The sequence below is a fragment of the Bradyrhizobium glycinis genome (genome assembly GCF_016031655.1).
GTDB lineage: Bacteria > Pseudomonadota > Alphaproteobacteria > Rhizobiales > Xanthobacteraceae > Bradyrhizobium > Bradyrhizobium glycinis.
Genome location: NZ_JACCHQ010000004.1, coordinates 165,058 through 187,978, shown reverse-complemented (window position 1 = coordinate 187,978; position 22,921 = coordinate 165,058). Strand labels below are relative to the sequence as shown.

Sequence of the window (22,921 nt, the reverse complement as noted above, 5' to 3'; positions counted from 1 at the left end):
CTCCCATGGCTCTGATTTTTTGTGATGGCTTCGATAGGCGGCGGGGCTCAGGCCGCCAGCACCGAATGAGGCACGTGTGACCGGCGCGCGAAGACGTGGCCCTCGAAGATCCGCCGGGCCGTCCGCAGCACCCGGGCAACCGGGCCCGGCTCGAGCCTGACCACGAGCTGGCCGGAGGGATGGGCCAGCGCGATCGGCACCGGCGGCGCCAGCTTTCCGGCCATCTCTGCGGCGATCGTTCCGGGCGTGACGCATGCGGTCGCGATCGCGACCGCGCCGGTGACCGCCAGCGCGCTGTGGCAGTCGTGCGGCATGAAGTACCTGACGTTCAACGTCGCCCCGCTCGCGGGCGCGATCAGAACCGGCTTCGGGATCACCATCGAGGCGGGATTGGGAAAGCCCATCCGGCGTCCGGCCTCGATCCGCAGGTCCTCGAGACGCGCGCGAAAACTGCTGTCGGCAAAGTCGGAGGGGGCCTCGCGGCCGCTCCATCCCAGATCCGCCGCACGGACCAGCATGACCGGCATCGCCGCGTCAAGGCAGGTCACGTCGATTCCGTTGATCGTGTCGGAGGCTCGTCCCGTCGGCAGGAGACGACCGGTGCGTGCGCCGGCCGCGTTGGGGAACGACAGCTCGATCGGCGCGGCCGTTCCCGGCACACCGTCGATTTGCGCCTCGCCGTCGTAGGTCACCCGTCCTCCCGGCGTGGCGACCGTCGCGTCGATCAGCTTACCGGTGTTGACGTTGTGGATGCGTACATGGGTGCGATCTGCGGCGGCGGCGACCAGACCGGCCTCGATGGCGAATGGCCCAACCGCCGCCAGCATGTTTCCGCAGTTCGGCGAGGTATCGACGATCCCTTCGCGAACACGCACCTGCGCGAACAGGTAGTCGACGTCGGCGCCGGACACCGATGCCGGTCCAACGATCGCGACTTTGTTGATGACGGCGTTGCCGCCGCCGATCCCGTCGATTCCGAGGTCGTGTCCGCCTCCCATCACCGACAGCAGAACCGCATCACGCGACCTTGCGTCGGCCGGAAGATCGCGGGCCAGGAAGAACGGCCCGCGCGAGGTCCCCCCGCGCATAACCACACAGGGAATGGCAATCTGATCGTTCATAGAGCTGTTCCGTTCGGCGACAACTTCGCGCCGGCCAGAGCATCCCCCGGCAGAACTCTTTTGTGAAATGCAAATATCTGAGGTATTATTTCGTATATCGGTATAATTGGAGAGGGCCATGAACGCGGAACTGCTCGACCTCAAGGCCTTCATCACGGTGGCGGAGACGGGAAGCTTCGTCCGCACCGCCAAGGCGCTGAACCTGTCCCAGCCCGCGCTCAGCCGGCGCATTCAGAAGCTGGAAGAAGGCCTCGGTGCGCCACTGCTCGAGCGCTCGACGCGCCACGTCAATCTCACCATGACGGGCCGCGACTTCCTGCCGAAGGTGCGCCGCCTCATCGACGAGTTCGAGACCTCGGTGCTCGCCATCCAAGATATTGGCGCGCGAAGTTCGGGCCTGGTCTCGGTGGCGGCGGTGCCGACCGCGGTGTTCTACTTCCTTCCGCGCGCGATCGGCCGGTTTGCCGAAGCCTATCCGCGCATTCGCATCCGGATCCTCGACATCGGTGCCAACGAGGGACTGGAAGCGGTCGCGCGCGGCGAGGCCGATTTCGGCATCAACTTCATCGGCGCCTCGCATGCCGAGATCGAGTTCGAGAAGCTGGTGGAGGATCCTTTCGTCCTCGCCTGCCGTCATGACCATCCGCTGGCATCGCGCAAACAGGTCAGCTGGCCGGAGATCGTGCCGCACCGGGTCATCACCGTCGGCCGCAACAGCGGCAATCGTGCGCTGATCGACAACGCGCTGGCGCGGCACGGCCTGCAGCTGAACTGGTCCTATGAGGTCGCTCACCTCTCCGGTTCGCTTGGCCTGGTCGAAGCGGGGCTCGGCATCGCCGTGCTACCCAAGCTCGCGACGCCCGCGGCCGGCCATCCGATCATTCAGACCATTCGCCTGATCGAGCCGGAAGTGTCGCGGACGATCGGCATCGTACGGAGGCGCGGAGCGACTCTGTCCCCTCATGCCAGCCAGTTTCTCAGGATGCTGCTCGAGGCGTGGCGCTCGCCTGCTCGGACCAGCGGGCAAGGCAAGCCGCGCGCGCGATCGGCTGACACAAGCCCGAATGCTGCTTCGATCCACCCCAGAGGGAAACGCTGACGAGGCCAGACAGCGCGAGGCGAATTGATTGACGTGTATTGATGCGGCCTTTGGATCGATGCGCGAATTCGCATCTTCTTAGCCTCGTTCCAACCGCGACATAGGTCTGACAAGAAGCGGCTAGATCGGATGACGGCCATGCGCTAGTGTTTTATACGACCGGTTAAAACACCGGCCGTTTGAGGGAGAAAAACGTGAAATCCAAGGTTATCGGCGCAATCACACTGGCGGTCGCCGCAGCTGGGCTGTTTGCAGCCGCGGCACCCGCCTTTGCGCAGCAAAAGACGATTACGGTTTGGTGGGTCAAGGGCTTTTACAAGTCCGAGGACGAAGCGCTCGCCGAGACGATCAAGAAGTTTGAAGCCAAGACCGGCATCAAGGTCGAATTGTCGCAGTACGCGATCCAGGACATGATTCCGAAGACCGTCGCGGCGCTCGATGCCGGCACCGTGCCCGACGTCGCCTATTCCGACAGCTACGACGTGCAGGTACAGGGCAAGTGGGCCTATGAGGGCAAGCTCGAGGACCTCACCGACGTCATGGAGCCGATCAAGGGCCGTTTCGTCCAGAACACGCTGGATGCCTCGATCCTCTACAACGACGTCGCCAAGAAGAAGGCTTATTACGGCTTTCCGCTGAAGCAGCAGAGCATGCACGTCCAGATCTGGAACGACCTGCTCGAGAAGGCTGGCTTCAAGCAGAGCGACATCCCGAACGACTGGACAGGCTACTGGACGTTCTGGTGCGACAAGGTGCAGCCGGCGATCCGCAAGGCGACCGGCCAGCGTCTCTACGCCGTCGGCCAGCCGATGGGCGTGGAATCCACCGACTCCTTCCAGTCGTTCTACACCTTCATGGACGCCTACCACGTCAAGCTGGTCGATGACGACGGCAAGCTGCTGGTGGACGATCCCACGGTTCGCGAGAACCTGATCAAGGCGATGAAGGACTATACCGACACCTACATCAAGGGCTGCGCCCCGCCCTCCTCGACCACCTGGAAGGATCCCGACAACAACGTCGCGTTCCACAACAAGACCATCGTGATGACCCATAACTTCACGATCTCGATCGCGGCGAAATGGTTCGAGGATTCCCAGAACCAGAACCTCACGCCGGAACAGCGCGAGGCCGGCAAGAAGGCTTATGAGCAGGACATCATCACGGCGTCGTTCCCGAAGGCGCCGGATGGCTCGACCATCCGCTACCGCTCCGATGTCAAGACCGGACTGGTCTTCACCGCGGCCAAGAACAAGGCCGAGGCCAAGCAGTTCATCAGCTTCCTGCTGCAGGAAGAGAACGTCCGTCCCTACATCGAGGGCGCGCTCGGCCGCTGGTTCCCGGTGACGAAGGAAAGCCAGGAAAGCCCGTTCTGGCAGGCTGACAAGCACCGCAAGGCGGTCTACGCCCAGTTCAAGGGCGGCACCGCGGCGTTCGACTTCACCAAGAACTGGAAGTTCACGATTCTCAACAACGAGAACGTGTGGGCGAAGGCGATGAACCGCGTCGTCAGCGAAAAGGTTCCCGTCGACAAGGCCGTCGACGAGTTGATCGCCCGCATCAAGCAGGTCGCGGGTTAGGTCATCCGCGCTCTCCCCGCCGCGCGAGGAGAGGTATAAGAACAACACCGGCCGCGTTTCGCGGCCGGCTTCTCTTTGAAGAGTCCAAAAAGAATGGCGATCACGCTCTCTGGCGATCAGGCAATTCCCGGCCCGCCCCTGTCGTCGCGGCTGACCCCGGCGCAGGTCTGGGGCATCATCCTGCTCGCGCCCTATCTGCTCGTCTTCCTTGCCTTCGTCGTCTATCCCGTCTGCTACGGGCTGTGGCTGGCGCGGGCTCCGTCGAACTATGTCGCGCTGTACAACGACCCGATCTTCGCGCGCGCCGCAATCAACACGCTGATCTTCCTGGTCATCGGCATCAACGTCAAAATGTTGATCGCGTTGTTCCTGTCCGGCTTCTTCGCGCAGCAGCGCACCTGGATCAGATGGCTTTCGGTGATCTTCATCCTGCCCTGGGCGGTGCCGTCGATCCCGACCATCCTGTCGGTGCGCTTCATGCTCAATCCCGAATGGGGCATGATCAACCACTTCATCTTCTCCTTCACCGGCGATGACGGCCCGAACTGGCTCAACGATCCCACCGTGGCGCTGACCATGGCGATCGCCGTGCATATCTGGAAGTCGCTGCCGTTCTGGACGCTGATCCTGATCACCGGACGCCTTGCGATCTCGCACGATCTGTTCGAGGCCGCCGAGGTCGACGGCGCGAGCTGGTGGCAGAAATTCCGCTACATCACCTGGCCGTCGATGCAGACGCTCTACGTCACCTGCACGCTGCTCTCGATGATCTGGACGCTCGGCGATTTCAACAGCGTCTACCTGCTCACCGGCGGCGGACCTGCCGACCTCACGCACGTGCTGGCCACGCTCGGCATCCGCTATCTCCGGCTCGACCAGCTCTCGCTCGCGATGGCATCCATCGTCTGCGCGATGCCGTTCGTCCTGCCGCTCGTTTACTTCATGATGAAACGGTTGTCGCGATGAAGCTCCCCTCTCTCCGTGACGTCGCGACGGAAGCGCGGCTGCTGCTGATCGGCATTCCCGTCTTCCTGTGGACGATGATCCCGATCTACCACATGTTCCTGTTCGCGATCTCCCCGAAGGAAGACGCGTTCTCGGGCAAGCTGTGGCCCGACCATCCGACGCTGCACAACTTCGAGATCGTGTTCAAGCAGCAGCATTACTTCCTGCGCGACTTCTACGTCCAGTTCTGGAATTCGACGCTGATCGCAGTCTCCGTCGGCGTGCTGACGCTGTTCATCGCGACCGCAGCCGCGTTCTCGATCTCGCGGCTGAAGGTGCCGGGCGGACGCGCGGTGCTGAACCTCGCGCTGTTCACCTATTTCATTCCGGCGGCGTTCCTCGCGGTGCCGATGTATCGCACTATGGGCAATTACGGCCTGCTCAACAATCACTGGTCGCTGATCCTGGCCATGGTGACGATTGCGAGCCCCTACGCGATCTGGGTGCTGAAGCAGGCCTCCGACAAGCTGCCGGTGGAGCTCGACGAAGCCGCGGTGATGGACGGCGCCACCACGCTGCAGATCTTCCGCCTGGTCTACCTGCCGCTGATGATGCCCTCGCTGGTCGCGATCGGCACCTATGCGGTGCTGCTGGCCTGGAACGAATATCTCTACGCGTTCCTGCTGCTGTCGAACGACCGCGAGATCACCCTCCCCGTCGCGCTCGGCAACTTCCTCGCCGCCGACGACTCGCCGTGGGAGCTGCTGATGACCACCGGCTTCATCTACGCGCTGCCGCCGGCCGCGGTCTATTACGCCTTCCGCCGCTACATGGTGGGCGGGCTCACGGCGGGCGCGGTGAAGTCGTAGCAACCGCCGTCATTGCGAGCGAAGCGAGGCATCCAGAAACGCCCCCGCGGGAACACTCTGGATTGCTTCGTCGCTACGCTCCTCGCAATGGCGATCGGCTTACAGCGGCGCCGCGCTCTCGCCCTGCGAGCTCGACAGTTTCGAAGCGAGCGAGGCGATGACGATGACGACTGCGATCAGCGCGATCACCAGCGTGCAGATCGCGTTGATCTCGGGCTTCACGCCGAGCCGCACCTCCGAATAGATGCGGATCGGCAGCGTCGCCGAGCCTGGGCCGGTGGTGAAGCTCGCGATCACGAGATCGTCGAGCGACAACGTGAACGCCAGCATCCAGCCGGCGACGATCGCCGGCGCGATCAGCGGCAGCGTCACGGCGACGAACGCTCGCACCGGATCGCAGCCGAGATCCATCGCCGCCTCCTCCAGCGAGCGATCGAGCGAGCCGAGGCGCGACTGCACGACCACCGCGACGAAGCACATGGTCAGCGTGGTGTGGGCGACCGTCACCGTCCAGAAACCGCGCTCGGCGTTCAGCGCGACGAACAGCAAGAGCAGCGACAATCCGGTGATCACCTCCGGCATCACCAGTGGCGCGTAGAGCATGCCGGAGAACAGGGTGCGACCGCGAAAGCGTTCACCGCGCGAGAGCGCCACCGCGGCCAGCGTGCCGAGCAGCGTCGCGATGGTCGCGGAGGCGACGGCAACCCGCAGGCTCATCCATGCCGCCTCGATCATGGCGCGGTCGTTGAAGAACTCATGATACCAGCGCAGCGACCAGCCGCCCCACACCGTCACCAGGCGCGAGGCGTTGAAGGAGTAGAGAACGAGGATCAGGATCGGCAAATAGAGGAATGCCAGCCCGAGTGCCAGCGAGGCGATGTTGAAGCGGGACAGGCGGGAGACCTTGCGCATCGCGCTACCTTCCCTGTTCCAGCTGCCGCTTCTGCACCCGCTCGTACAGCAAGAGCGGTACCAGCAGCACGACCAGCAGCACTATCGCCGCAGCGGAGGCAACCGGCCAGTCCTTGTTGGTGAAGAATTCGAGCCACAGGGTCTGGCCGATCATCAGCGCGTTGGAGCCGGCCAGAAGGTCGGGGATCACGAACTCGCCGACAACAGGGATGAAGCACAAGAGCACGCCGGCGCCGACGCCGGGCAGCGACAGCGGGAAGGTGACGAGCCAGAACACCTGCCACGGCGGCGCGCCGAGATCGGCGGCCGCCTCTTCCAGCGCCGGCTCCATCTTGGCGAGCGTTGCGTAGAGCGGCAGGATCATGAACGGCAGATAGGAATAGACGATGCCGATATACATCGCAGTGTCGGTCGAGAGCCACACCACGGGCTGGCTGACCAGATGCAGCGCGAGCAGGATCTGGTTCAGCAAGCCGTCGTGCTGAAGGATGTTGATCCAGGCATAGATGCGGATCAGAAACGAGGTCCAGAACGGCACGATCACCAATATCATCGCCACCGCTTGCCAGCGCTTCGGCAGACGCGCCATGCCATAGGCGATGGGATAGCCGATCAGGAGCAGCAGCGCGGTGGCCGTGAGGGCGACGGTGAGGCTGCGGACATAGGCGAAGACGTAGATATCGTCGGAGCCGAGCAGCCTGAAATTGTCGACCGAGAGCGCAGCGAACGCCGCCTTGAGCGCATCCCATCCGGCAGTCAGGTCGAACACCGGCTCGTAAGGCGGCTGCGCGATCGCGGTCTGCGACAGGCTGATCTTGAGCACGAAGGCGAACGGCACCAGGAAGAACAGCGCCATCCAGACATAGGGCGCGATCGCAGCAAAGCGCGCCGGCCTTGCGAAGATGCGGCGCGAGCTCATGATTGCAGCACCACGCAATCATCAGGCGTGAACCAGGCGACGACATGCTGGTTCAGGCTGTAGGCGTCGACGTCGAGCCGCGCACTGTTGGCGACCGACGCCTGCAGCATCCCGCCGGTGTCGAGCTTCACCTTGTAAGTGGTGGTGCCGCCGAGATAGCAGATGTCGGCGATCACGCCGTCGAGGGTGTTGATCGCCGTTTCACGACCGGCCTCGCTGACCGGGCCATGGCGTGACAGCTTGACCTTCTCGGGGCGGATCGCGACCGCCAGTTTTCCAGTGCCGACCGCCTCGCGCGGCTCGGCCACCACCAGCGCCCCAGCATCGCGCGTGCCGATCACCAGACGACGACCATCGCGCAATTTGGACTCGCCGTCGAACAGATTGATGTCGCCGACGAACTCGGCAATCCAGCGCGAGCGCGGCGCCTCGTAGAGCTCGCGGGGGCTCGCGACCTGGGCGAGCTTGCCTGATTTCATCACCCCGATTCTATCAGCCATCGTCATCGCCTCCTCCTGGTCGTGCGTGACGATGATGAAGGTCATGCCGAGCCGCCGCTGCAGCTCCATCAGCTCGGCCTGCGTGTTTTCGCGCAACTTTTTGTCGAGGGCTGCAAGAGGCTCGTCGAGCAGCAGGAGCTGCGGGCGGCGCGCCAGGGCGCGGGCCAGCGCCACGCGCTGGCGCTGACCGCCGGACAGCTGGTCCGGCTTACGCTTCTCCAATCCTTCGAGCTTGACCAGCGCCACCATCTCGGCCACCCGCGCGGCGATGTCGGCACGCGGCATGCCGGCGCGCTTCAGGCCGAAGGCGATGTTGTCGCGCACCGACAGATGCGGGAACAGCGCATAGTTCTGGAACATCATGTTGATCGGGCGCTCATGCGGCAGCGCCTGCCCGATGTCCTTGCCGCCGAGCAGGATGCGCCCCTCGTCCGGCGCCTCGAAGCCCGCGAGCATGCGCAAGAGCGTGGTCTTGCCGCAGCCGCTCGGGCCGAGCAGTGCGAAGAACTCGCCGGCCCCGATATCGAGCGACACGCCGTCGACGGCACGGAACGTGCCAAAGGTCTTGGCGACGCCCTCGATGCGGAGCAGCGGCTGGCCGGCCGCCAGAAATGCATCTCCGCCAGCCGTATCAGCCGCAACGTTCGTTCCGGGCAATTCTTCCGCCATGGTCCCTGCCAACCCCGATTCCGCCGCACGCTAGCGGCCGATCGTCTTTAGCTCAACCGGTTCGGGATGAAACGCTGCCGCCCACCATGAACGCCGCCAGCGCTTCATGGTCCGCCGCAGGCATCGTCAGGCCCAGCTTGGAACGGCGCCACAGGATATCATCCGGAAAACGTGCCCATTCGCGGGTCATGAGATAGCGCACCTCGGCGGCGGTCAGTTCGGGACCGAAGGCTGCGCCAAGCTCTTCACGTGTCCTTGCTTCACCGAGCACGGCCGCCAATCGCGAGCCGTAGGCCGCAACCAGGCGCTGGGCTTCCGGCTCGGACAAAAAGCGCCAGCGCTCGCGTGCGAGGTCGACCTCGGTGTCGAAACGGTCACAGGCGAAATCTCCACCTGGCAGCGCAGCGCGGGCGGTCCAGGGCGGCGACATCGGGTAGAACGGCGTCAGCTTCGTCACCGCCCGCTCGGCACGCCAGCGCGAGGTGGTAACGTCGCCGCCGAACATCGTGATCAGCGGCGCCTTGCGCCGGCGTGCGTGGAACTGGGTCGTGCTCTCGCGTTGCCGCGCGAACGCCGGCCTCAAATTGACGCCGGAGACCGTCCGGACCACGTCGGTCGGGACAACGCGCTCGCGAAAGTAGCGGCTCGCCGCTTCGCAGAGATAACCGACGTCGGCCCCTCGCATCGCCACGATGGCGGGATCGCCGGTGAAATCATGCGTGACCGTGCCGATCAGCGTGAACGCGCGCTCGAACGGGCTTGCGAAGATCAGCCGGCCGTCGCTGTTCTGGAAGACGTAGACATTGTCTGAGTCGAACAGCCTGGGCACGATGATCTGGCTCATCTGCATGGCCGTCGCGGCGGGCTGTGGCTGGCGCAGGACCGTCTCCGCGACGATCGAGGTCCAGCCGCCACTGGTATTGGCCAGCGCCCTTGCTGTGACGGAGCGGCGGTGGCCGCGATCGACTACGGCGAGCCGCCAGATGTCGGTTCGGTCGGCACGCACGCAGCGTGCCCCGGTCCGGATCGTCGCGCCACGCTCGGCGGCGTCCAGCGCCGTGAGCACGACAAGTCGGGAATCGTCGACGATGCAGTCCGAATATTCGAACGCCGTGCCGAACGGGCGCTTCAGCGCGTTGCCGACCGGGTGATGGGTGATGTCGAGGGTCGCCGAGCCGGGCAGGCCGCTCCGGCCGGCGAGAGCGTCATAAAGAAACAGGCCGGCCCGGAGCAACCAGGGTGGACGCTCGTCCGCATGCGCGGGGATGACGAAGCGCATCGGCCGAACCAGATGCGGCGCGATCCGGAGCCAGATCCGGCGCTCGGCCAGAGCCCGGCGCACCCGCCAGAAGCCGCGGCGCTCCAGCACCGAGAGATCGCCATGGATCAGCCGCGGTGTTGCCGACGACGCCGCGCTGCCGAGATCGCCCTGCTCGAACAGGATCACCCGCAGGCCGCGGCCCGCCGCATCGCGCGCGAGGCTGACGCCGTTCAGGCCGCCGCCGATGATCGCGAGGTCGTAGTCCGCCATGAAGCCGTCGAATGGGAGCGAAGCACTCCCATCACTAGAGCCATTTCCGTTCCGATGAAATCGGAACGGTGGCTCTAGATTCATATTCTGACGCGTTTTCTTGACGCGAACCGGTGTCCACTTCGCTCGAAAACGCTCTAACCGGTCTTCAGCGCAAGCTCCATGACTTCGGCGCGGCCGACGAGCCCGGCATATTTGCCGATCGGCAACGGCTTGCCGAGCAGATAGCCCTGCACCCCGTCGCACCCCTCCTTGGCGAGGAAGGCGAGCTGGTCGACCGTCTCGACGCCTTCGGCGATGATCGACATTTCGAGGCCGTGGCCGAGGTCGATGACGGCGCGCACGATCGCCGCCGATTGCGGGTTGCGGCCGAGATTGATGATAAAGGCGCGGTCGATCTTGATCTTGTCGAACGGGAACGCCTGGAGATAGCTCAGCGAGGAATAGCCGCTGCCGAAATCGTCCATGGAGATGCGCACCCCGAGCGCCTTCAGGCGGCGCAGCAGCGCAAGGCCGCGATCGAAATCCTCGATCAGAACACCCTCGGTGATCTCAAGCTCGAGCCGGCCGGGTGCAAGGCCCGTCTCGATCAGGATCGAATGGACGAGGCCGACCACGTCGCCGTGCATGAACTGCGCCGGGGACAGATTGACCGCGACCTGCAGCGGCTTCGGCCAGGACGCCGCCTCGCGGCAGGCCTCGCGCAGGATCCACTCGCCCATCTCGACGATGAGGCCGCTCTCCTCGGCGATCGGAATGAATTCGGCCGGCGAAACCTGGCCGCGCACCGGATGCTGCCAGCGCGCCAGCGCCTCGAAGCCGATGATCTCGCTCTCGGCGACGCTGTGGCCCGCGGCCCCCTGCGGCTGGAAGGCGAGCGAGAGCTCGCCGTTCTTGACCGCCATCGAGAGGTCCTGGTGCAGCACGCGGCGGTCGCGGATCTGCTGGTCCATCTCGGGCTGGTAGAGGCTGATCGTGCCGCGCGACTTCTGCTTGGCGCGGAACAGCGCCGCGCCCGCATTGGCGAGCAGCGAGGCGCCATCGGTGCCATTGTGGGGGAAGACCGACATGCCCGTGGTGATGCCAGCGCGGACCGGCCGGCCGTCGATCTGAAAATCCTTCGCGACGGCTTCGCCGATCTGCTGCGCCAGCGCGAGGCCGGCCTCGGGTTGCTTGCCGTCGATGATCAGGCCGAACTCGTCTCCGGACAGGCGCGCCACCACGCCGCCGCGTGCGGAATCCTGGAGCCGATGGGCGACCTCGATCAGGAGTTTGTCGCCGAGCGCATGGCCGAAGACGTCGTTGACCTCCTTGAGGCCGTCGAGGTCGACGCAGAGTACGGCGAACTCCTCGCGGGTGCCCTCGCAAGCCTCGATCATCTGGGTCAGCGCCTGCAGGAAGGCGGCGCGATTGGGCAGATCGGTGAGGCCGTCGTGATAGGCCATGTGCGCCATGCGCGACTCGGTCTGCCGGCGGTCGGTGACGTCCTCGTGGGTCTTGATCAGGTATTGCGGCTCGCCGGCATCATTGACCACAGTGGCGCGGCGGGTGAGGAACAGCCGCAGGCCATCCTTGGTGGAGATCGGATGCTCCTCGGTGATCATCCCGCGCTTCTTGATCGCAGCCTCGTCGCGCGCGACGATCAGCTTGGCTTCCTTGGCGTTGAAGATGTCGGACGCGGTCAGGCCGGTGGCTTCCTCCCGCCTGCGGTTAAGGATCGTCTCCGCGCTGCGGTTGGCGAGCAGATAGCGTCCGTCCTTGACCTGCTCCACGATCAGTGCAACCGGGATGTTGTCGACCACGAGCTCGAGGAACTTCTTGGTGCTCTCCAGCTCCTGCGACAGCGAGCGGCGGTCGGTGATGTCCTCGAACACGATGAGCAGAAATTCGGGCTTGTTGCTCTCGTTGCGGACCACGATCCGGATCGAGGCGACCATGCGCCGCGCATCGGCACGATCCACCTCGAACTCATTGCGGTACTGGCCATCCGGCGAATCGAGCGCCGCTTGGTCGGCCGCCTCGATGCTGGCCGCCGAGGTCGCCGCAAACAGCTCCCGCGCATTCCTGCCGACGGCGAAGTCCGGCGACAATCCCCAGAACTTCTCATAGGCGCTGTTGGCGAAGATGTAGCAGCCGTCCTCGATGTTCTTGGCCGCCACGCAGGCCGGCACATGGTCGAGCACCGATTCCAGGAATTGCTTGGTGGAGGCGAGCTGCCGCGACAGCCTGCGCTGCTCGGTGACGTCGAGATGGGTCGCCACCGAACCGCCGTTCGGCAGCACGAAATATTTCACCAGGATGGCCCGTCCGTCGGGCAGCTCCGTGATCAGGCCGTTCGCGCTTGCCGCCTTCTGGTAAAATTCGTCATCGGTGACGCCGAGCACTCCGCGCTCGCGGCGCAGCCTCAGGATGTCGTAGCCGGTCATGTTGGGCCGGAGGTCGGATCGCGTCAGGCCATAGATCTCGAGATAGCGGTCATTGCAGAAGATGATGCGGTGCTGCGCATCCGTCATCACCACGCCCTGGTTGAGATTGTTCATGGCGGAGGAGATGAAGGCGTTGCGCCGCAGCTGCAAACGCCTGGACCGGCGCAGTGAGGAATGGATCCACAGCCCGATGGCGGCGAGGAACGCGCAGACCACGATGCCGGCGATCAGGGCTTCCCAGATCACGCCGGGATCGAGCCTGGTGAGATCGCCCGGAACGGCAAGGCTGTCGGATGCCGCAAAGGCGCGCGCAGGCGCGCCCGCCCCGGCCAGGCATAGGAGGGTCTGCACAGCAATCGAAAGCGTGCTGCCCACGTGCCAGTTCTTCTCAGCCATCAGCCACCCGCGATTTCAACGTCGGATTGTCTGGCCTCGCGGGTTTGGATCGGGTAAACGCCTGTGGGAACAACAGAATAATGTCACGTGAAATACGGCAATTGCCCTGACATGATAAACGCCATCTTAACGGAAGCCCCGCCTGCCCCGCCGGTCCCGGGCCATGCGCCACCAGTGCTCCCAACCGTTATCCTGCACAACCATGGATAGGGTCGATTGCGTCGTCATCGGAGCCGGCGTAGTCGGGCTCGCGGTGGCCCGGAAGCTCGCCCAGGCCGGGCGCGAGGTGATCGTGCTCGAGGAAGCCGAGGCGATCGGCACCGTCACCTCCTCGCGCAACAGCGAGGTGATCCATGCCGGCATCTACTACCGGGCCGGGAGCTGGATGGCGCGCATGTGCGTGGCCGGCAAGCACGCACTGTACCGCTACTGCGCCGAGCGCGGCATCCCGCACAGGAATTGCGGCAAGCTGATCGTCGCGACCAGTCCGAAGGAGACCGAGAAGCTGCAATCGATCAAGGCGCATGCCGAGGCCAACGGCGTGCTCGACATGCAGCTGCTCTCGGGCGAGGCCGCACGCGCGCTTGAGCCGGCGCTCGCCTGCGACGCCGCGCTGCTGTCACCGTCGACGGGCATCATCGACAGCCACGCCTACATGCTCTCGCTGCGCGGCGAAGCCGAGGACGCCGGCGCGGCTTTCGCGTTCCACACCCCGCTGATCCGCGCCAAGGCGGCGGCGGGCTTCATCGAGATCGATGCCGGCGGCGAGGCACCGATGACGCTGCAATGCAGCCTCCTCGTCAACGCCGCGGGGTTGTCGGCAACGCATGTGGCGCGCAGCATCGACGGCATGCCGCTGGACCGGATTCCGCCGGCCTATCTCGCCAAGGGAAATTACTTCAGCTGCAACGCCAAGGCGCCGTTCTCGCGTCTGATCTACCCGGTGCCCGAGCCCGGCGGCTTGGGGGTCCACCTGACGCTGGACATGGCAGGACAGGCGCGCTTCGGGCCTGACGTCGAATGGATCGAGACGATCGACTACGAGGTCGATCCCTCGCGCGCCGAGCGCTTCTATCCCGCGATCCGCAAATACTGGCCGACGCTGCCCGACGGCGCGCTGATGCCGAGCTATTCGGGCATCCGCCCGAAGATCGTGCCGCCGGCGGTCGCCACGCAGGATTTCTTGATGCAGGGCCCGCGCGATCACGGCGTTGCAGGCCTGATCAATCTGTTCGGCATCGAATCGCCGGGACTGACGTCCTCGCTCGCGATCGCCGATCACGTCGCCGAGCTCGCAGACACCTAGCGTTTCGAAAAGCGAGCAGCGTGCGCGCCAAGACCACGCGTCCAAGCAGGCGCCGCGCAAACGTGTTGCACGGTGCACACGTTGCAGCAGGGATGAGCACGAATGCTCTCATCCCTGCGTGAAGGACGTGATCAACTCTACACTGTCGCGGGGGTTACTAGTGGAGCGTGTCGCCAGATTGCTTCAGACGCTCGATCTGGTCCTTGACCATCAACTTCCGGCGCTTCAACTCAACAATTTGCAGGTCGTCTGTTGAAAGGTGCACGAGAGCTTCGTGCAATTCGTTTTCGAGAAGTTTGTGCTTCCGTTCCAATTCAACCAGATGTGCCTGAATTGTCATTCGAAACCTCCTCGGTAGGGTTGAACCTTAGGATTCGATCCGGACGCCCAAGTCTACATCACCGATTCGTCCTGTCGATGGGTATCCGTCGCCGCAGCGTCATTTTTGAAAGTTCATATGTAACGAAGCGTGACTAAGGGAACCACGCCGGAAAAATCCATGATATCAATGCGCCGGCGCAATGCCGCAGCTCGTCTCAGAAATATGTTGCGGGAGATCGGCGACGGGGGATCGCAGATCGCTTGCGATCACGCGGCGCAAGGACGATAATTTCCACAGGGCATCCACAGCCCAGATCTCACGCCTATCGGTTTTCGGCCACCGCAGACATGACCAATGAAGATGAGCGTGAGCTCGAAGCCGAGCTCACCCGGTTGCAGCAGGAACACCGAGATCTCGATGCGGCGATCGATGCGTTGCATCAATCGCCCGCCCCCGACCTGTTGCGGTTACAGCGGCTGAAGAAGCGCAAGCTGTTGTTGCGCGACCGCATCGCGTTCATCGAAGACCAGATAACCCCTGACATCATCGCCTGAGCGTGAGCCGGTCTTGCGGCGCCCGCTGTCTCCGAATCCCCTTGACTCAATAAGAACAAAATAGGAACATTCGCGGGCACCCCAACACCTCAGAGAACGCCCAACCACAACACACGAGGACAACGCAGATGTCGGCAGCCGCCCTTTTCGACAACAGCCATTATGAACAGGCCTGCGATCAGGCGATCGCGATGTGCGACGGCAATCTGCGCAGCACCATCAAGGCGCTGATCATGGCCAACGAGTATCTGGAAGCCGAGCTGGAGGAATTGCAGGCAGCGATTTCCGCCGGCTGCATTCCGGAGAGCTCGCGCAGCAAGATGCGGAGCAAGAGCAGCGCCGCCTGATCTTCAACATTGGAGCAACGCCATGTCGGATGTGACCTATTACGTTGCAATGCCCTTCTTGATCGATGACGACGGATCACCCGTTGCAGGCGCGGCAGAGGAATGCCAGTCCTCGACGGCGGCACTACGACGCGCCGAGAGTCTGGCGCGCGGCGCCGGCCATATCGGCGCGGTCGCGTTCAGCCGCAGCGGCGATCCCATGACGGGCGAATTCGGCGACGCAACGCTGCTGCGCAAGTTCGGCAACGTGCCGGAAGATCTTGCGACGCTCTAAGCGCGATGAGATCTGGATGGATCGTCATCGCGCTTTAGGCCTTGTTTGAGCATGATCCTTTTTGCGCTGACGCGGCCCCTCGGGTCCGGATCATGCGTTAGCGCTCGCCGCCGACCAGCCTGATCCGCGGCTCGTGCCGGCGGTGCGCCTTGCGCACATACATGGCGGCATCCGCCTCCTCCAGGGCGCGGCCTGCAGCGGACTGCGGACCGAGCAGGGCGACGCCGGCCGAGGCGCCCGCGGTCACGTGCTGGCCGCGAAAAACGAATGACAATTCGTCGATCGCCTGCTCCAAGGCCGCGGCCTTCGCCTTGGCATCGGTCTCGCTCAGATTCCAGAGCAGCAGCGCGAACTCGTCGCCCCCGAGCCGGCCAACCACGTCGGAGGCGCGCACCTGCCGCGTCAGCGTGGCGACGATCGCCTTGAGCACCTCATCGCCGGCGGCATGACCGAAGGAATCGTTGATCGGCTTCAGCCGATCGACGTCGAGCACGATCAGCGCCCCGTTGGCGCGGTAACGCTTCATATAGGCGATGCCGCGGGCGAGCTCGCGCTCGAAACCGCGCCGGTTGGGAATCCCGAGCAGGAAATCGGTATCGGCGGCCGCCTCGAGCTCCGAGATCCGCAGCAGGGCTGCCTTGAGCTTGCTCCTGAGGGCGCGGATGATCGCCTTGCTGTCATCGGCAGCCGGCGCTCTGCGCAAGGCCGGTTTGGCTGCGCGGCTCAAAACGGCTTTGGATCGGCCGGCGCTGATGTTCCGGCCCTTTCCGGCCTTCGCAGGGCTCGCCCTTTTCGGTTTCTTCATGGGCATCCTGCTCAATGAAGGCTTGCGGGGATTCACCAAGACAGGATAGTGGATTCCCTTCTCCTTGCCACCGCCTTGCGAGCCGCCGGCCGGAATCGTTAATCTGGCCTATCTCTCTGTTTTTCTGGGCACAATTGACGTCATGACCGCGCCGATCGCCATCATTATGGGAAGCCAGTCGGACTGGGACACGATGCGGCACGCCGCCGACACGCTTGACGTGCTCGGCATTGCTGCCGACAGCCGCATCGTCTCGGCCCACCGCACGCCCGACCGGCTGTTCGCATTCGCCAAGGGCGCCAAGGCCGCGGGTTACAAGGTCATCATCGCCGGCGCTGGTGGCGCCGCCCATCTGCCCGGCATGGCGGCGGCGCTGACGGAACTCCCCGTCTTCGGCGTTCCCGTCGAATCCAAGACCCTCAAAGGCGTCGATTCGCTCTATTCGATCGTGCAGATGCCCGCAGGCATCCCGGTCGGCACCCTCGCCATCGGCAAGGCCGGCGCGATCAATGCCGCGCTGCTGGCAGCCGCCGTGCTGGCATTGTCCGACCCGGCCCTGTCGGATCGCCTCGCCGCCTGGCGCAAAGCGCAGACCGAGGCGGTCGCCGAGCGCCCGGAGGACACGGCGTGACGGACACCAGGCACGTGAAGCTGAAGCCCGGTGACACCATCGGAATCCTCGGCGGCGGACAATTGGGCCGGATGCTGGCCATGGCGGCGGCGCGGCTCGGCCTGCGCTGCCAGGTGTTCTCACCCGATCCGGATTCGCCGGCCTTCGATGTCGTGCTGAACGCGACCTGCGCCGAATATGCCGACGTCGAGGCGCTCGAATTGTTCGCACACGATGTCGACGTCATCACCTACGAATTCGAGAACGTTCCGGCGGCGGCGGCGCTGGTGTTGGACGCGCGCCGCCCGGTGCTGCCCAACCGCAAGGTTCTCGAGACCACCCAGGACCGGCTCGCCGAGAAGGATTTCGTGACGAAGCTCGGGATCGGCACTGCCGCCTATGCCGACGTCACCTCTGTCGCCTCGCTACGCGAGGCGGTCGGCAGGATCGGCCTTCCGGCGGTGCTGAAAACCCGCCGCTTCGGCTATGACGGCAAGGGCCAGGCCATCATCCGCGAGGGTGACGACATCGCGAAAGTGTGGACCAGCCTCGCCACCAAATCGGCGATCCTGGAGGCCTTCGTTCCCTACGAGCGCGAGATCTCCGTGATCGCCGCGCGCTCCGCCACGGGCGAGGTCGAGTGCTTCGACGTCACCGAGAACGAGCACCGCGACCACATCCTGAAGATATCGCGTGCGCCCGCGTCGATCCCTGATGCGCTCGCCGAGGAGGCGCGCAGCATCGCCGGCAGGATCGCAAGCGCGCTCGATTATGTCGGCGTGCTCGCGGTCGAGATGTTCGTGCTCGCCAACGGCACCGGACCGAAGGTGCTGGTCAACGAGATCGCGCCGCGCGTGCACAATTCCGGGCACTGGACACTCGACGGCGCCTCGGTCTCGCAGTTCGAGCAGCACATCCGCGCCATCGCCGGCTGGCCGCTCGGCAAGCCGGTGCGCCACGGCGAGGTCGTCACCATGACCAACCTGATCGGCGACGAGATCAACGATTACGAAAAGTGGCTCGGCGTGCCGGGCGCGACCGTGCACATCTACGGCAAGGGCGCGCCGCGCCCCGGCCGCAAGATGGGCCACGTGACCGAAGTCAGGCAGCTCCGGGACACGTGACGGGATCGCAGCAAAGGCAGCAATCCCGCCGGGTGATTGTGATTATGCCGTCTTCACGCCCGCAACGACGCCGCTCGGCTCCTCGCTGAGCCAGCGATAGATCACCCCGCCGAGCGCACCGCCGATCAGCGGCGCGACCCAGAACATCCAGAGCTGCGACAGCGCCCAGCCGCCGACGAACAGCGCCGGGCCGGTGCTGCGTGCCGGGTTCACCGAAGTGTTGGTGACGGGAATGCTGACGAGGTGGATCATCACCAGCGCGAGCCCGATCGCCAGCGGTGCAAAACCGGCCGGCGCGCGGCCATGGGTGGTCCCCATGATGATGAACAGAAACATCATGGTCATCACCACTTCAGTGAGGAAGCACACCATCATGCTGTACTGGCCGGGCGAATGCGCGCCATAGCCGTTGGAGGCAAAGCCCTTGCCGACGTCGAAGCCGGGCGCCCCGCTCGCAATGACATAGAGCAGCCAGGCGGCAATGATCGCGCCCGCTACCTGGGCGACGATGTAAGGCAGGACCTGACCCGCCGGAAAACGGCCACCGGCGGCGAGACCGACCGTGACGGCCGGGTTGAGATGGCAGCCGGAGACATGGCCGATCGCGTAGGCCATGGTGACGACGCTCAATCCAAAGGCCAGGGACACGCCGACCAGCCCGATCCCGACCTGCGGGAAGCCGGCGGCGATCACCGCACTTCCGCAGCCCGCGAATGTGAGCCAGAAGGTGCCGATGGCTTCGGCAGCATATTTTTTGACGTCCATTGTGGTCCCCTCATTGCAAAGATTCCGGAACAAAGCTCCGGCGCGGCCCCGTCCTCGGCACCAAACCGCCCAAATCGGGGCCGCATGGAGGTATTTTCGCCGCATTTAATGGCCGAACTTGGCCCGAAAACCCGCTTGGCCGGTGGACATCTCCGGTTTTGTCTGATACATCCGCGCGCTCAAGGTTAAGGGCTTGCGCGTTTCGCCATCCCCATTGACTTACCAGAATTCAAATCCGATCCACTCAAAGAGGATGCCGCGTGCAGGTTCTCGTTCGCGATAACAATGTTGATCAAGCCCTCAAGGCGCTGAAGAAGAAGATGCAGCGCGAGGGAATTTTCCGCGAGATGAAGCTCCGCGGTCATTACGAGAAGCCCTCCGAGAAGAAGGCCCGCGAAAAGGCCGAGGCCGTGCGCCGCGCGCGCAAGCTGGCCCGCAAGAAGTTGCAGCGCGAAGGCCTGCTGCCGATGAAGCCGAAGCCGGTGTTCGGCGCCGGCCCGGGCGGTGATCGCGGCGGTCGCGGCGGCCCCGGTGCAGGTCCGCGCGGACCGCGCTGATCCGATTCAGCAAGACTTCAGTTTTCGATGACGCGGGCCCCAGGCCCGCGTTATTGTTTTGAGGACTTGTCGGATCAAGCTCTAGCGCGAGCGAACCGTAGATGGCCTCCCCCTTTTCCCAGCGCGGCCTTCCGCGACGGCGCCGGATCTGGCAGCCGCCGCTCGCAGTCGTCTTGACGGGGATCGCGCTGTGCGGCTGCTCGTTCGATCTGGGATCGCTGATGCCGGAGAAGGACAAGCCGCAGGAGGCCCCCAAAACCGCCGCGCCGGCCGAGAGCGCGGTGAGCGCCGGCAACGTCACCGAAGCCCAGGCCCATACCGCGAAGGCTCAGTCTCTGGCGAAGTCAGGCGAGACCGCGGCAGCGCTCGACGAGTTCAATCGCGCGGTCGGCCTCGACCCCTACAATGCTCAGGCGCTCTATGGCCGCGCCCTGATCTACCAGGGCAACAACCAGCACGACTTCGCGATCGCCGATTTCAGCGCCGCCAGCGGACTCAACCCGCAAAAGGCCGAGCCGCTGCTCGGCCGCGCCAACAGCTATCTCGCGCTCGGCAAGGTCAAGGAGGCCGCAGCCGATCTCGATGAAGCCTCCGCGGCCGATCCGCACAATGCCCAGGTCTGGACCGCGCGCGGACAGGCCTATGAGCGCCTGGGCGACAAGGCCAAGGCGGCGGCGTCCTACACGAAGGCGGTTGCGCTTCGCCCACGCGATGAAGCCGCCCGCAGCGGTCTCGCCCGCGTCGGCGGCTGACGGTGCGCGGCCTTAGTCGTTCTAGTCGGGCGTGGCGCTCTTGGGCAGAACGGCGTTGAACATCGACTTCATGCCCGACAGCATCTCGTCGGCCACATTGGTCTTCTTCGGCCGCGGCATGGCGGCGCCCGCGTCGGCACGCAGATCGAGCGGCGGTGCGATGACCGGCACGGGAATGTCGGCCGGCGGCGTCACCCGATTCGGATCGTCGTTGCCGATCGAGGCTGTGTAGGGCGGATTGGAGCCCCCATTGCCATAAGCCTCGGGTGAAGGCGTCGAGACATTGATCGGCGGCGGCAGCGGACGGACCGGAGACGGCTCCATATTCACGACCCGCGGCGCGTCCGGCGTGCGGGCGGCGTCCCGCACCGCAGGCTCTGCCGGCCGCTCGGCCGGCTTGGAATCCGAGGCACGAGCCTCGGCCGGCTTGGTTTCGGACGATCTCGCCTCGGCAGCCTTGCCCTCGGGCGACTTGCGCAGGCGCTCGATCGCAGCACGCGCCAGATCGTTGGCATCGGGGGTCGGCGAAGCCGCCGCCGGGGCCGAATTGGCCTCAACCACGGGAGCGGACGCTGCCGGTGCGGATTTCGCCGCGGCCTTGTCGCGGGCAGAGGGACGGCCGCGCGGGCCGGTCTCAGCGGGGGCCAGGTCTGCGGCCTTGGGCTCGGCAGCCGGCGGATGATCGGCCGGCTTCTCGGCTGCCGCCTTGTCCGTCACGGTCTTTTCGGGGATGCCCTTGGCCTTGACGCCGGGAGCGGGAAGGTTGGCGGTATCGGTGGGCTTGCCGTCGCTGCCGGTCTGGGCAGGCGCGGTCACGGCGGCTGGGGTGTCGGCGGCCGGCTTGGCGTTGATGTAGTGATTAACGATGTAGGCCCCGATGATCGTCGCGAGCACCGAGGGGAAAATATCCATCGAAATTTTTGCGAGGTATTTCAGCATTCCGACCACACTCCCCGCGCGACCTGATGCGGGAACTTTAGGGCATTGTGAGGGATCAACTGCGACGGATCGATGGCAAACGGCGGCGCGACCCTAGCGTTTCAGCTCAATTTCAAGGAACACGATCTCAGTTGAGGTTTCGTTAAGTACGTCATGCTGGACGCCGGCCTTGCGGAAATAGGATTTCCCGGCGGCAAGCTGCGCCTTGGACCTTTCGCCATTGGGCGCCACGATGGTCATCTCGCCGGCGGCGACCGGAACGATCACATAGTCCATGCCGTGGGTGTGATGGCCGGTGGCGCTGCCGGGGGCAAGCCGCCATTCGGTCACCCGGACCTCTTCGTTGTCGACCTGAACCTCGGACTTGGCGGCAAGCATTGGAATTCCCCCTCACAGCATGATCCAGACCCGAAGGGCCGCGCCAGCGAAAAGTGTGGAGCGGTTTTCCGGAAAGATCATGCTCAAACAATAGCCTGAAGCGCGACCGCGCTTCAGGGCACGAAAACCATGAACACGTAGACGGCAAATACCACCATATGCACCAGGCCGAACAGGACATTGGTCCTGCCCGTGCCGAAGGTCAGCATGCTCAGGAAGAAGGTCAGCAACAAGAGCACGCTGCCCTGGGCGCTGAGGCCGAGCTCGAGCTCCTTGTCGAGCGCATAGGTGGCGACCCCGACGGCCGGGATCGTCAGCCCGATGGTCGCCAGCGACGATCCAAGCGCGAGGTTGATGCTCTTCTGGAGGTCGTTCTGGCGGGCCGCCGATACGGCCGCGACGCCTTCCGGCATCAGGATCAGGAGCGCGACGAGAAGCCCGGTAAAGGCCGGTGGCGCGCCGATCTTGATCGCGACGGCGTCCACCACCAGCGAGAACTTCTTGGAGAGCAGCACGACCGCCAGAAGCGAGACCAGGAGCAGCACCACGGTGAGCGCGAGTGCCCCGGCCGATCCGTGCGCCGCCCCGCCCTCGCCTCCCGCACGGTCATGCACGAAATAATCCTTGTGCAGGACCGTCTGGGTGTAGAGAAACACCGCATAGAGCGCCAGCGTGACCACGTCGACGAAGCCGAGCTGGGCCGCCGAATAGACCGGCCCCGGCGTGGTGGTGGTGTAGTTCGGCATGATCAGCGTGATGGTCGCGAGCGCGAACAGGACGCTGAGATAGACGTTGGCGCCGGAGAGCTGAAAGCCCTGCTCGCGATAGCGCAACCCGCCGATGAAGATGCAGAGCCCGACGAGGCCGTTGCAGACGATCATGACCACCGCGAACACGGTGTCGCGGGCCAGCGCCGGGGCAGGCTTGTCGCCCAGCATGATCGTGGTGATCAGCGCGACCTCGATGATGGTCACCGAGAGCGTCAGCACCAGCGTGCCATAGGGTTCGCCGACCCGCTCCGCGATCACCTCGGCATGATGAACCGCGGCGAACACCGTGCCGAACAGAATGACCAGGAGGACCAGGGCGAAGAGGAGTCCGCCAAACGACAGCGTGAACACGTAATCGGTCGCGCTGACGGCTGCAAACAACAGCAAGGCCAGCGCCGGAAAGACCCAGGCCGACTTTGGCATCGGATCATGCGCACTCATCCACCGGCTC

At 64.7% G+C, this 22,921-nt stretch carries 24 protein-coding genes; 12 read left to right on the top strand and 12 right to left on the bottom strand.

The features are described 5' to 3' along the window. Positions 1 to 47: 47 nt before the first annotated feature. The gene (locus HZZ16_RS09550; protein WP_197948211.1) at positions 48 to 1,121 is read right to left on the bottom strand and encodes a 4-oxalomesaconate tautomerase; all 1,074 of its coding nucleotides are present in this window, start codon (positions 1,119 to 1,121) and stop codon (positions 48 to 50) included. A gap of 118 nt (positions 1,122 to 1,239) precedes the next feature. Here HZZ16_RS09550 and HZZ16_RS09545 point away from each other — a divergent pair, with 118 nt between their 5' ends. The 4 genes from HZZ16_RS09545 to HZZ16_RS09530 all read left to right on the top strand — a co-directional run bounded on the left by HZZ16_RS09545 (position 1,240) and on the right by HZZ16_RS09530 (position 5,614). Then, a complete protein-coding gene (locus tag HZZ16_RS09545) occupies positions 1,240 to 2,220 on the top strand; it encodes a LysR family transcriptional regulator (RefSeq protein ID WP_197948210.1) in 981 nt (326 codons plus the stop codon). Between the two features lie 194 nt (positions 2,221 to 2,414). Further along, positions 2,415 to 3,800, top strand: a complete 1,386-nt coding sequence (locus HZZ16_RS09540; RefSeq protein ID WP_197948209.1) for an ABC transporter substrate-binding protein — start codon at positions 2,415 to 2,417, stop codon at positions 3,798 to 3,800. A gap of 93 nt (positions 3,801 to 3,893) precedes the next feature. After that, the gene (locus HZZ16_RS09535) at positions 3,894 to 4,766 is read left to right on the top strand and encodes a carbohydrate ABC transporter permease (RefSeq protein ID WP_197948208.1); all 873 of its coding nucleotides are present in this window, start codon (positions 3,894 to 3,896) and stop codon (positions 4,764 to 4,766) included. Continuing rightward, positions 4,763 to 5,614 (top strand): carbohydrate ABC transporter permease, encoded by an 852-nt coding sequence (locus HZZ16_RS09530; RefSeq protein ID WP_197948207.1) that lies wholly within the window; start codon positions 4,763 to 4,765, stop codon positions 5,612 to 5,614. Before HZZ16_RS09535 ends, HZZ16_RS09530 begins: the two co-directional genes overlap by 4 nt. Positions 5,615 to 5,713: 99 nt before the next feature. Here HZZ16_RS09530 and HZZ16_RS09525 read toward each other — a convergent pair whose 3' ends face one another. The 5 genes from HZZ16_RS09525 to HZZ16_RS09505 all read right to left on the bottom strand — a co-directional run bounded on the left by HZZ16_RS09525 (position 5,714) and on the right by HZZ16_RS09505 (position 12,967). Continuing rightward, positions 5,714 to 6,526: an ABC transporter permease gene (locus HZZ16_RS09525; protein ID WP_197948206.1), complete on the bottom strand. Its 813-nt coding sequence runs from the start codon at positions 6,524 to 6,526 to the stop codon at positions 5,714 to 5,716. Between the two features lie 4 nt (positions 6,527 to 6,530). Further along, positions 6,531 to 7,445, bottom strand: a complete 915-nt coding sequence (locus HZZ16_RS09520) for an ABC transporter permease (protein ID WP_197948205.1) — start codon at positions 7,443 to 7,445, stop codon at positions 6,531 to 6,533. Further along, positions 7,442 to 8,614: an ABC transporter ATP-binding protein gene (locus HZZ16_RS09515; protein WP_197948204.1), complete on the bottom strand. Its 1,173-nt coding sequence runs from the start codon at positions 8,612 to 8,614 to the stop codon at positions 7,442 to 7,444. The genes HZZ16_RS09520 and HZZ16_RS09515 overlap by 4 nt, the downstream gene beginning before the upstream one ends. A 52-nt stretch (positions 8,615 to 8,666) precedes the next feature. Further along, positions 8,667 to 10,145: a glycerol-3-phosphate dehydrogenase gene (locus HZZ16_RS09510; protein ID WP_197948203.1), complete on the bottom strand. Its 1,479-nt coding sequence runs from the start codon at positions 10,143 to 10,145 to the stop codon at positions 8,667 to 8,669. A 137-nt stretch (positions 10,146 to 10,282) separates the two neighbouring features. Continuing rightward, positions 10,283 to 12,967, bottom strand: coding sequence for an EAL domain-containing protein (locus tag HZZ16_RS09505; protein ID WP_197948202.1), 2,685 nt, complete (start codon positions 12,965 to 12,967; stop codon positions 10,283 to 10,285). Positions 12,968 to 13,169: 202 nt separating this feature from the next. Here HZZ16_RS09505 and HZZ16_RS09500 point away from each other — a divergent pair, with 202 nt between their 5' ends. After that, a complete protein-coding gene (locus tag HZZ16_RS09500) occupies positions 13,170 to 14,273 on the top strand; it encodes an NAD(P)/FAD-dependent oxidoreductase (protein WP_197948201.1) in 1,104 nt (367 codons plus the stop codon). Between the two features lie 157 nt (positions 14,274 to 14,430). Here the strand turns inward: HZZ16_RS09500 and HZZ16_RS09495 are convergent, their stop codons facing one another. Beyond that, positions 14,431 to 14,613 carry a YdcH family protein gene (locus tag HZZ16_RS09495; protein ID WP_008546178.1) on the bottom strand — a complete coding sequence of 61 codons (183 nt, stop codon included), beginning with the start codon at positions 14,611 to 14,613 and terminating at the stop codon, positions 14,431 to 14,433. 329 nt (positions 14,614 to 14,942) lie between these two features. On the opposite strand from HZZ16_RS09495, the gene HZZ16_RS09490 reads away from it, so the two are divergent. The 3 genes from HZZ16_RS09490 (at position 14,943) to HZZ16_RS09480 (ending at position 15,770) form a co-directional block, all read left to right on the top strand. Next, on the top strand, positions 14,943 to 15,149 hold the full coding sequence (locus HZZ16_RS09490; protein WP_008546179.1) for a YdcH family protein: 207 nt from the start codon (positions 14,943 to 14,945) through the stop codon (positions 15,147 to 15,149). Positions 15,150 to 15,277: 128 nt separating this feature from the next. Next, complete coding sequence (locus HZZ16_RS09485) at positions 15,278 to 15,496, top strand: hypothetical protein (RefSeq protein WP_197948200.1); 219 nt, start codon at positions 15,278 to 15,280, stop codon at positions 15,494 to 15,496. Between the two features lie 22 nt (positions 15,497 to 15,518). Continuing rightward, positions 15,519 to 15,770: a hypothetical protein gene (locus tag HZZ16_RS09480; RefSeq protein WP_197948199.1), complete on the top strand. Its 252-nt coding sequence runs from the start codon at positions 15,519 to 15,521 to the stop codon at positions 15,768 to 15,770. A gap of 97 nt (positions 15,771 to 15,867) precedes the next feature. Here HZZ16_RS09480 and HZZ16_RS09475 read toward each other — a convergent pair whose 3' ends face one another. Further along, positions 15,868 to 16,575: a GGDEF domain-containing protein gene (locus tag HZZ16_RS09475; protein ID WP_197948198.1), complete on the bottom strand. Its 708-nt coding sequence runs from the start codon at positions 16,573 to 16,575 to the stop codon at positions 15,868 to 15,870. 142 nt (positions 16,576 to 16,717) lie between these two features. Here HZZ16_RS09475 and purE point away from each other — a divergent pair, with 142 nt between their 5' ends. Further along, on the top strand, positions 16,718 to 17,206 hold the full coding sequence (gene purE, locus HZZ16_RS09470; RefSeq protein WP_197948197.1) for a 5-(carboxyamino)imidazole ribonucleotide mutase: 489 nt from the start codon (positions 16,718 to 16,720) through the stop codon (positions 17,204 to 17,206). Further along, on the top strand, positions 17,203 to 18,309 hold the full coding sequence (locus HZZ16_RS09465) for a 5-(carboxyamino)imidazole ribonucleotide synthase (protein WP_197948196.1): 1,107 nt from the start codon (positions 17,203 to 17,205) through the stop codon (positions 18,307 to 18,309). Before purE ends, HZZ16_RS09465 begins: the two co-directional genes overlap by 4 nt. 42 nt (positions 18,310 to 18,351) lie before the next feature. Here the strand turns inward: HZZ16_RS09465 and aqpZ are convergent, their stop codons facing one another. After that, positions 18,352 to 19,074, bottom strand: coding sequence for an aquaporin Z (aqpZ, locus tag HZZ16_RS09460; RefSeq protein ID WP_197948195.1), 723 nt, complete (start codon positions 19,072 to 19,074; stop codon positions 18,352 to 18,354). 260 nt (positions 19,075 to 19,334) lie between these two features. Here aqpZ and rpsU point away from each other — a divergent pair, with 260 nt between their 5' ends. Next, positions 19,335 to 19,631 carry a 30S ribosomal protein S21 gene (rpsU, locus tag HZZ16_RS09455; protein ID WP_008546194.1) on the top strand — a complete coding sequence of 99 codons (297 nt, stop codon included), beginning with the start codon at positions 19,335 to 19,337 and terminating at the stop codon, positions 19,629 to 19,631. 101 nt (positions 19,632 to 19,732) lie between these two features. Next, complete coding sequence (locus HZZ16_RS09450; protein WP_197948194.1) at positions 19,733 to 20,383, top strand: tetratricopeptide repeat protein; 651 nt, start codon at positions 19,733 to 19,735, stop codon at positions 20,381 to 20,383. Positions 20,384 to 20,404: 21 nt separating this feature from the next. Here HZZ16_RS09450 and HZZ16_RS09445 read toward each other — a convergent pair whose 3' ends face one another. The 3 genes from HZZ16_RS09445 to HZZ16_RS09435 all read right to left on the bottom strand — a co-directional run bounded on the left by HZZ16_RS09445 (position 20,405) and on the right by HZZ16_RS09435 (position 22,911). Continuing rightward, positions 20,405 to 21,322 carry a hypothetical protein gene (locus tag HZZ16_RS09445; protein WP_197948193.1) on the bottom strand — a complete coding sequence of 306 codons (918 nt, stop codon included), beginning with the start codon at positions 21,320 to 21,322 and terminating at the stop codon, positions 20,405 to 20,407. Between the two features lie 93 nt (positions 21,323 to 21,415). Further along, positions 21,416 to 21,700, bottom strand: a complete 285-nt coding sequence (locus HZZ16_RS09440) for a cupin domain-containing protein (RefSeq protein ID WP_036021948.1) — start codon at positions 21,698 to 21,700, stop codon at positions 21,416 to 21,418. 113 nt (positions 21,701 to 21,813) lie between these two features. After that, positions 21,814 to 22,911 (bottom strand): calcium:cation antiporter, encoded by a 1,098-nt coding sequence (locus HZZ16_RS09435; RefSeq protein ID WP_197948192.1) that lies wholly within the window; start codon positions 22,909 to 22,911, stop codon positions 21,814 to 21,816. Positions 22,912 to 22,921: the final 10 nt, after the last annotated feature.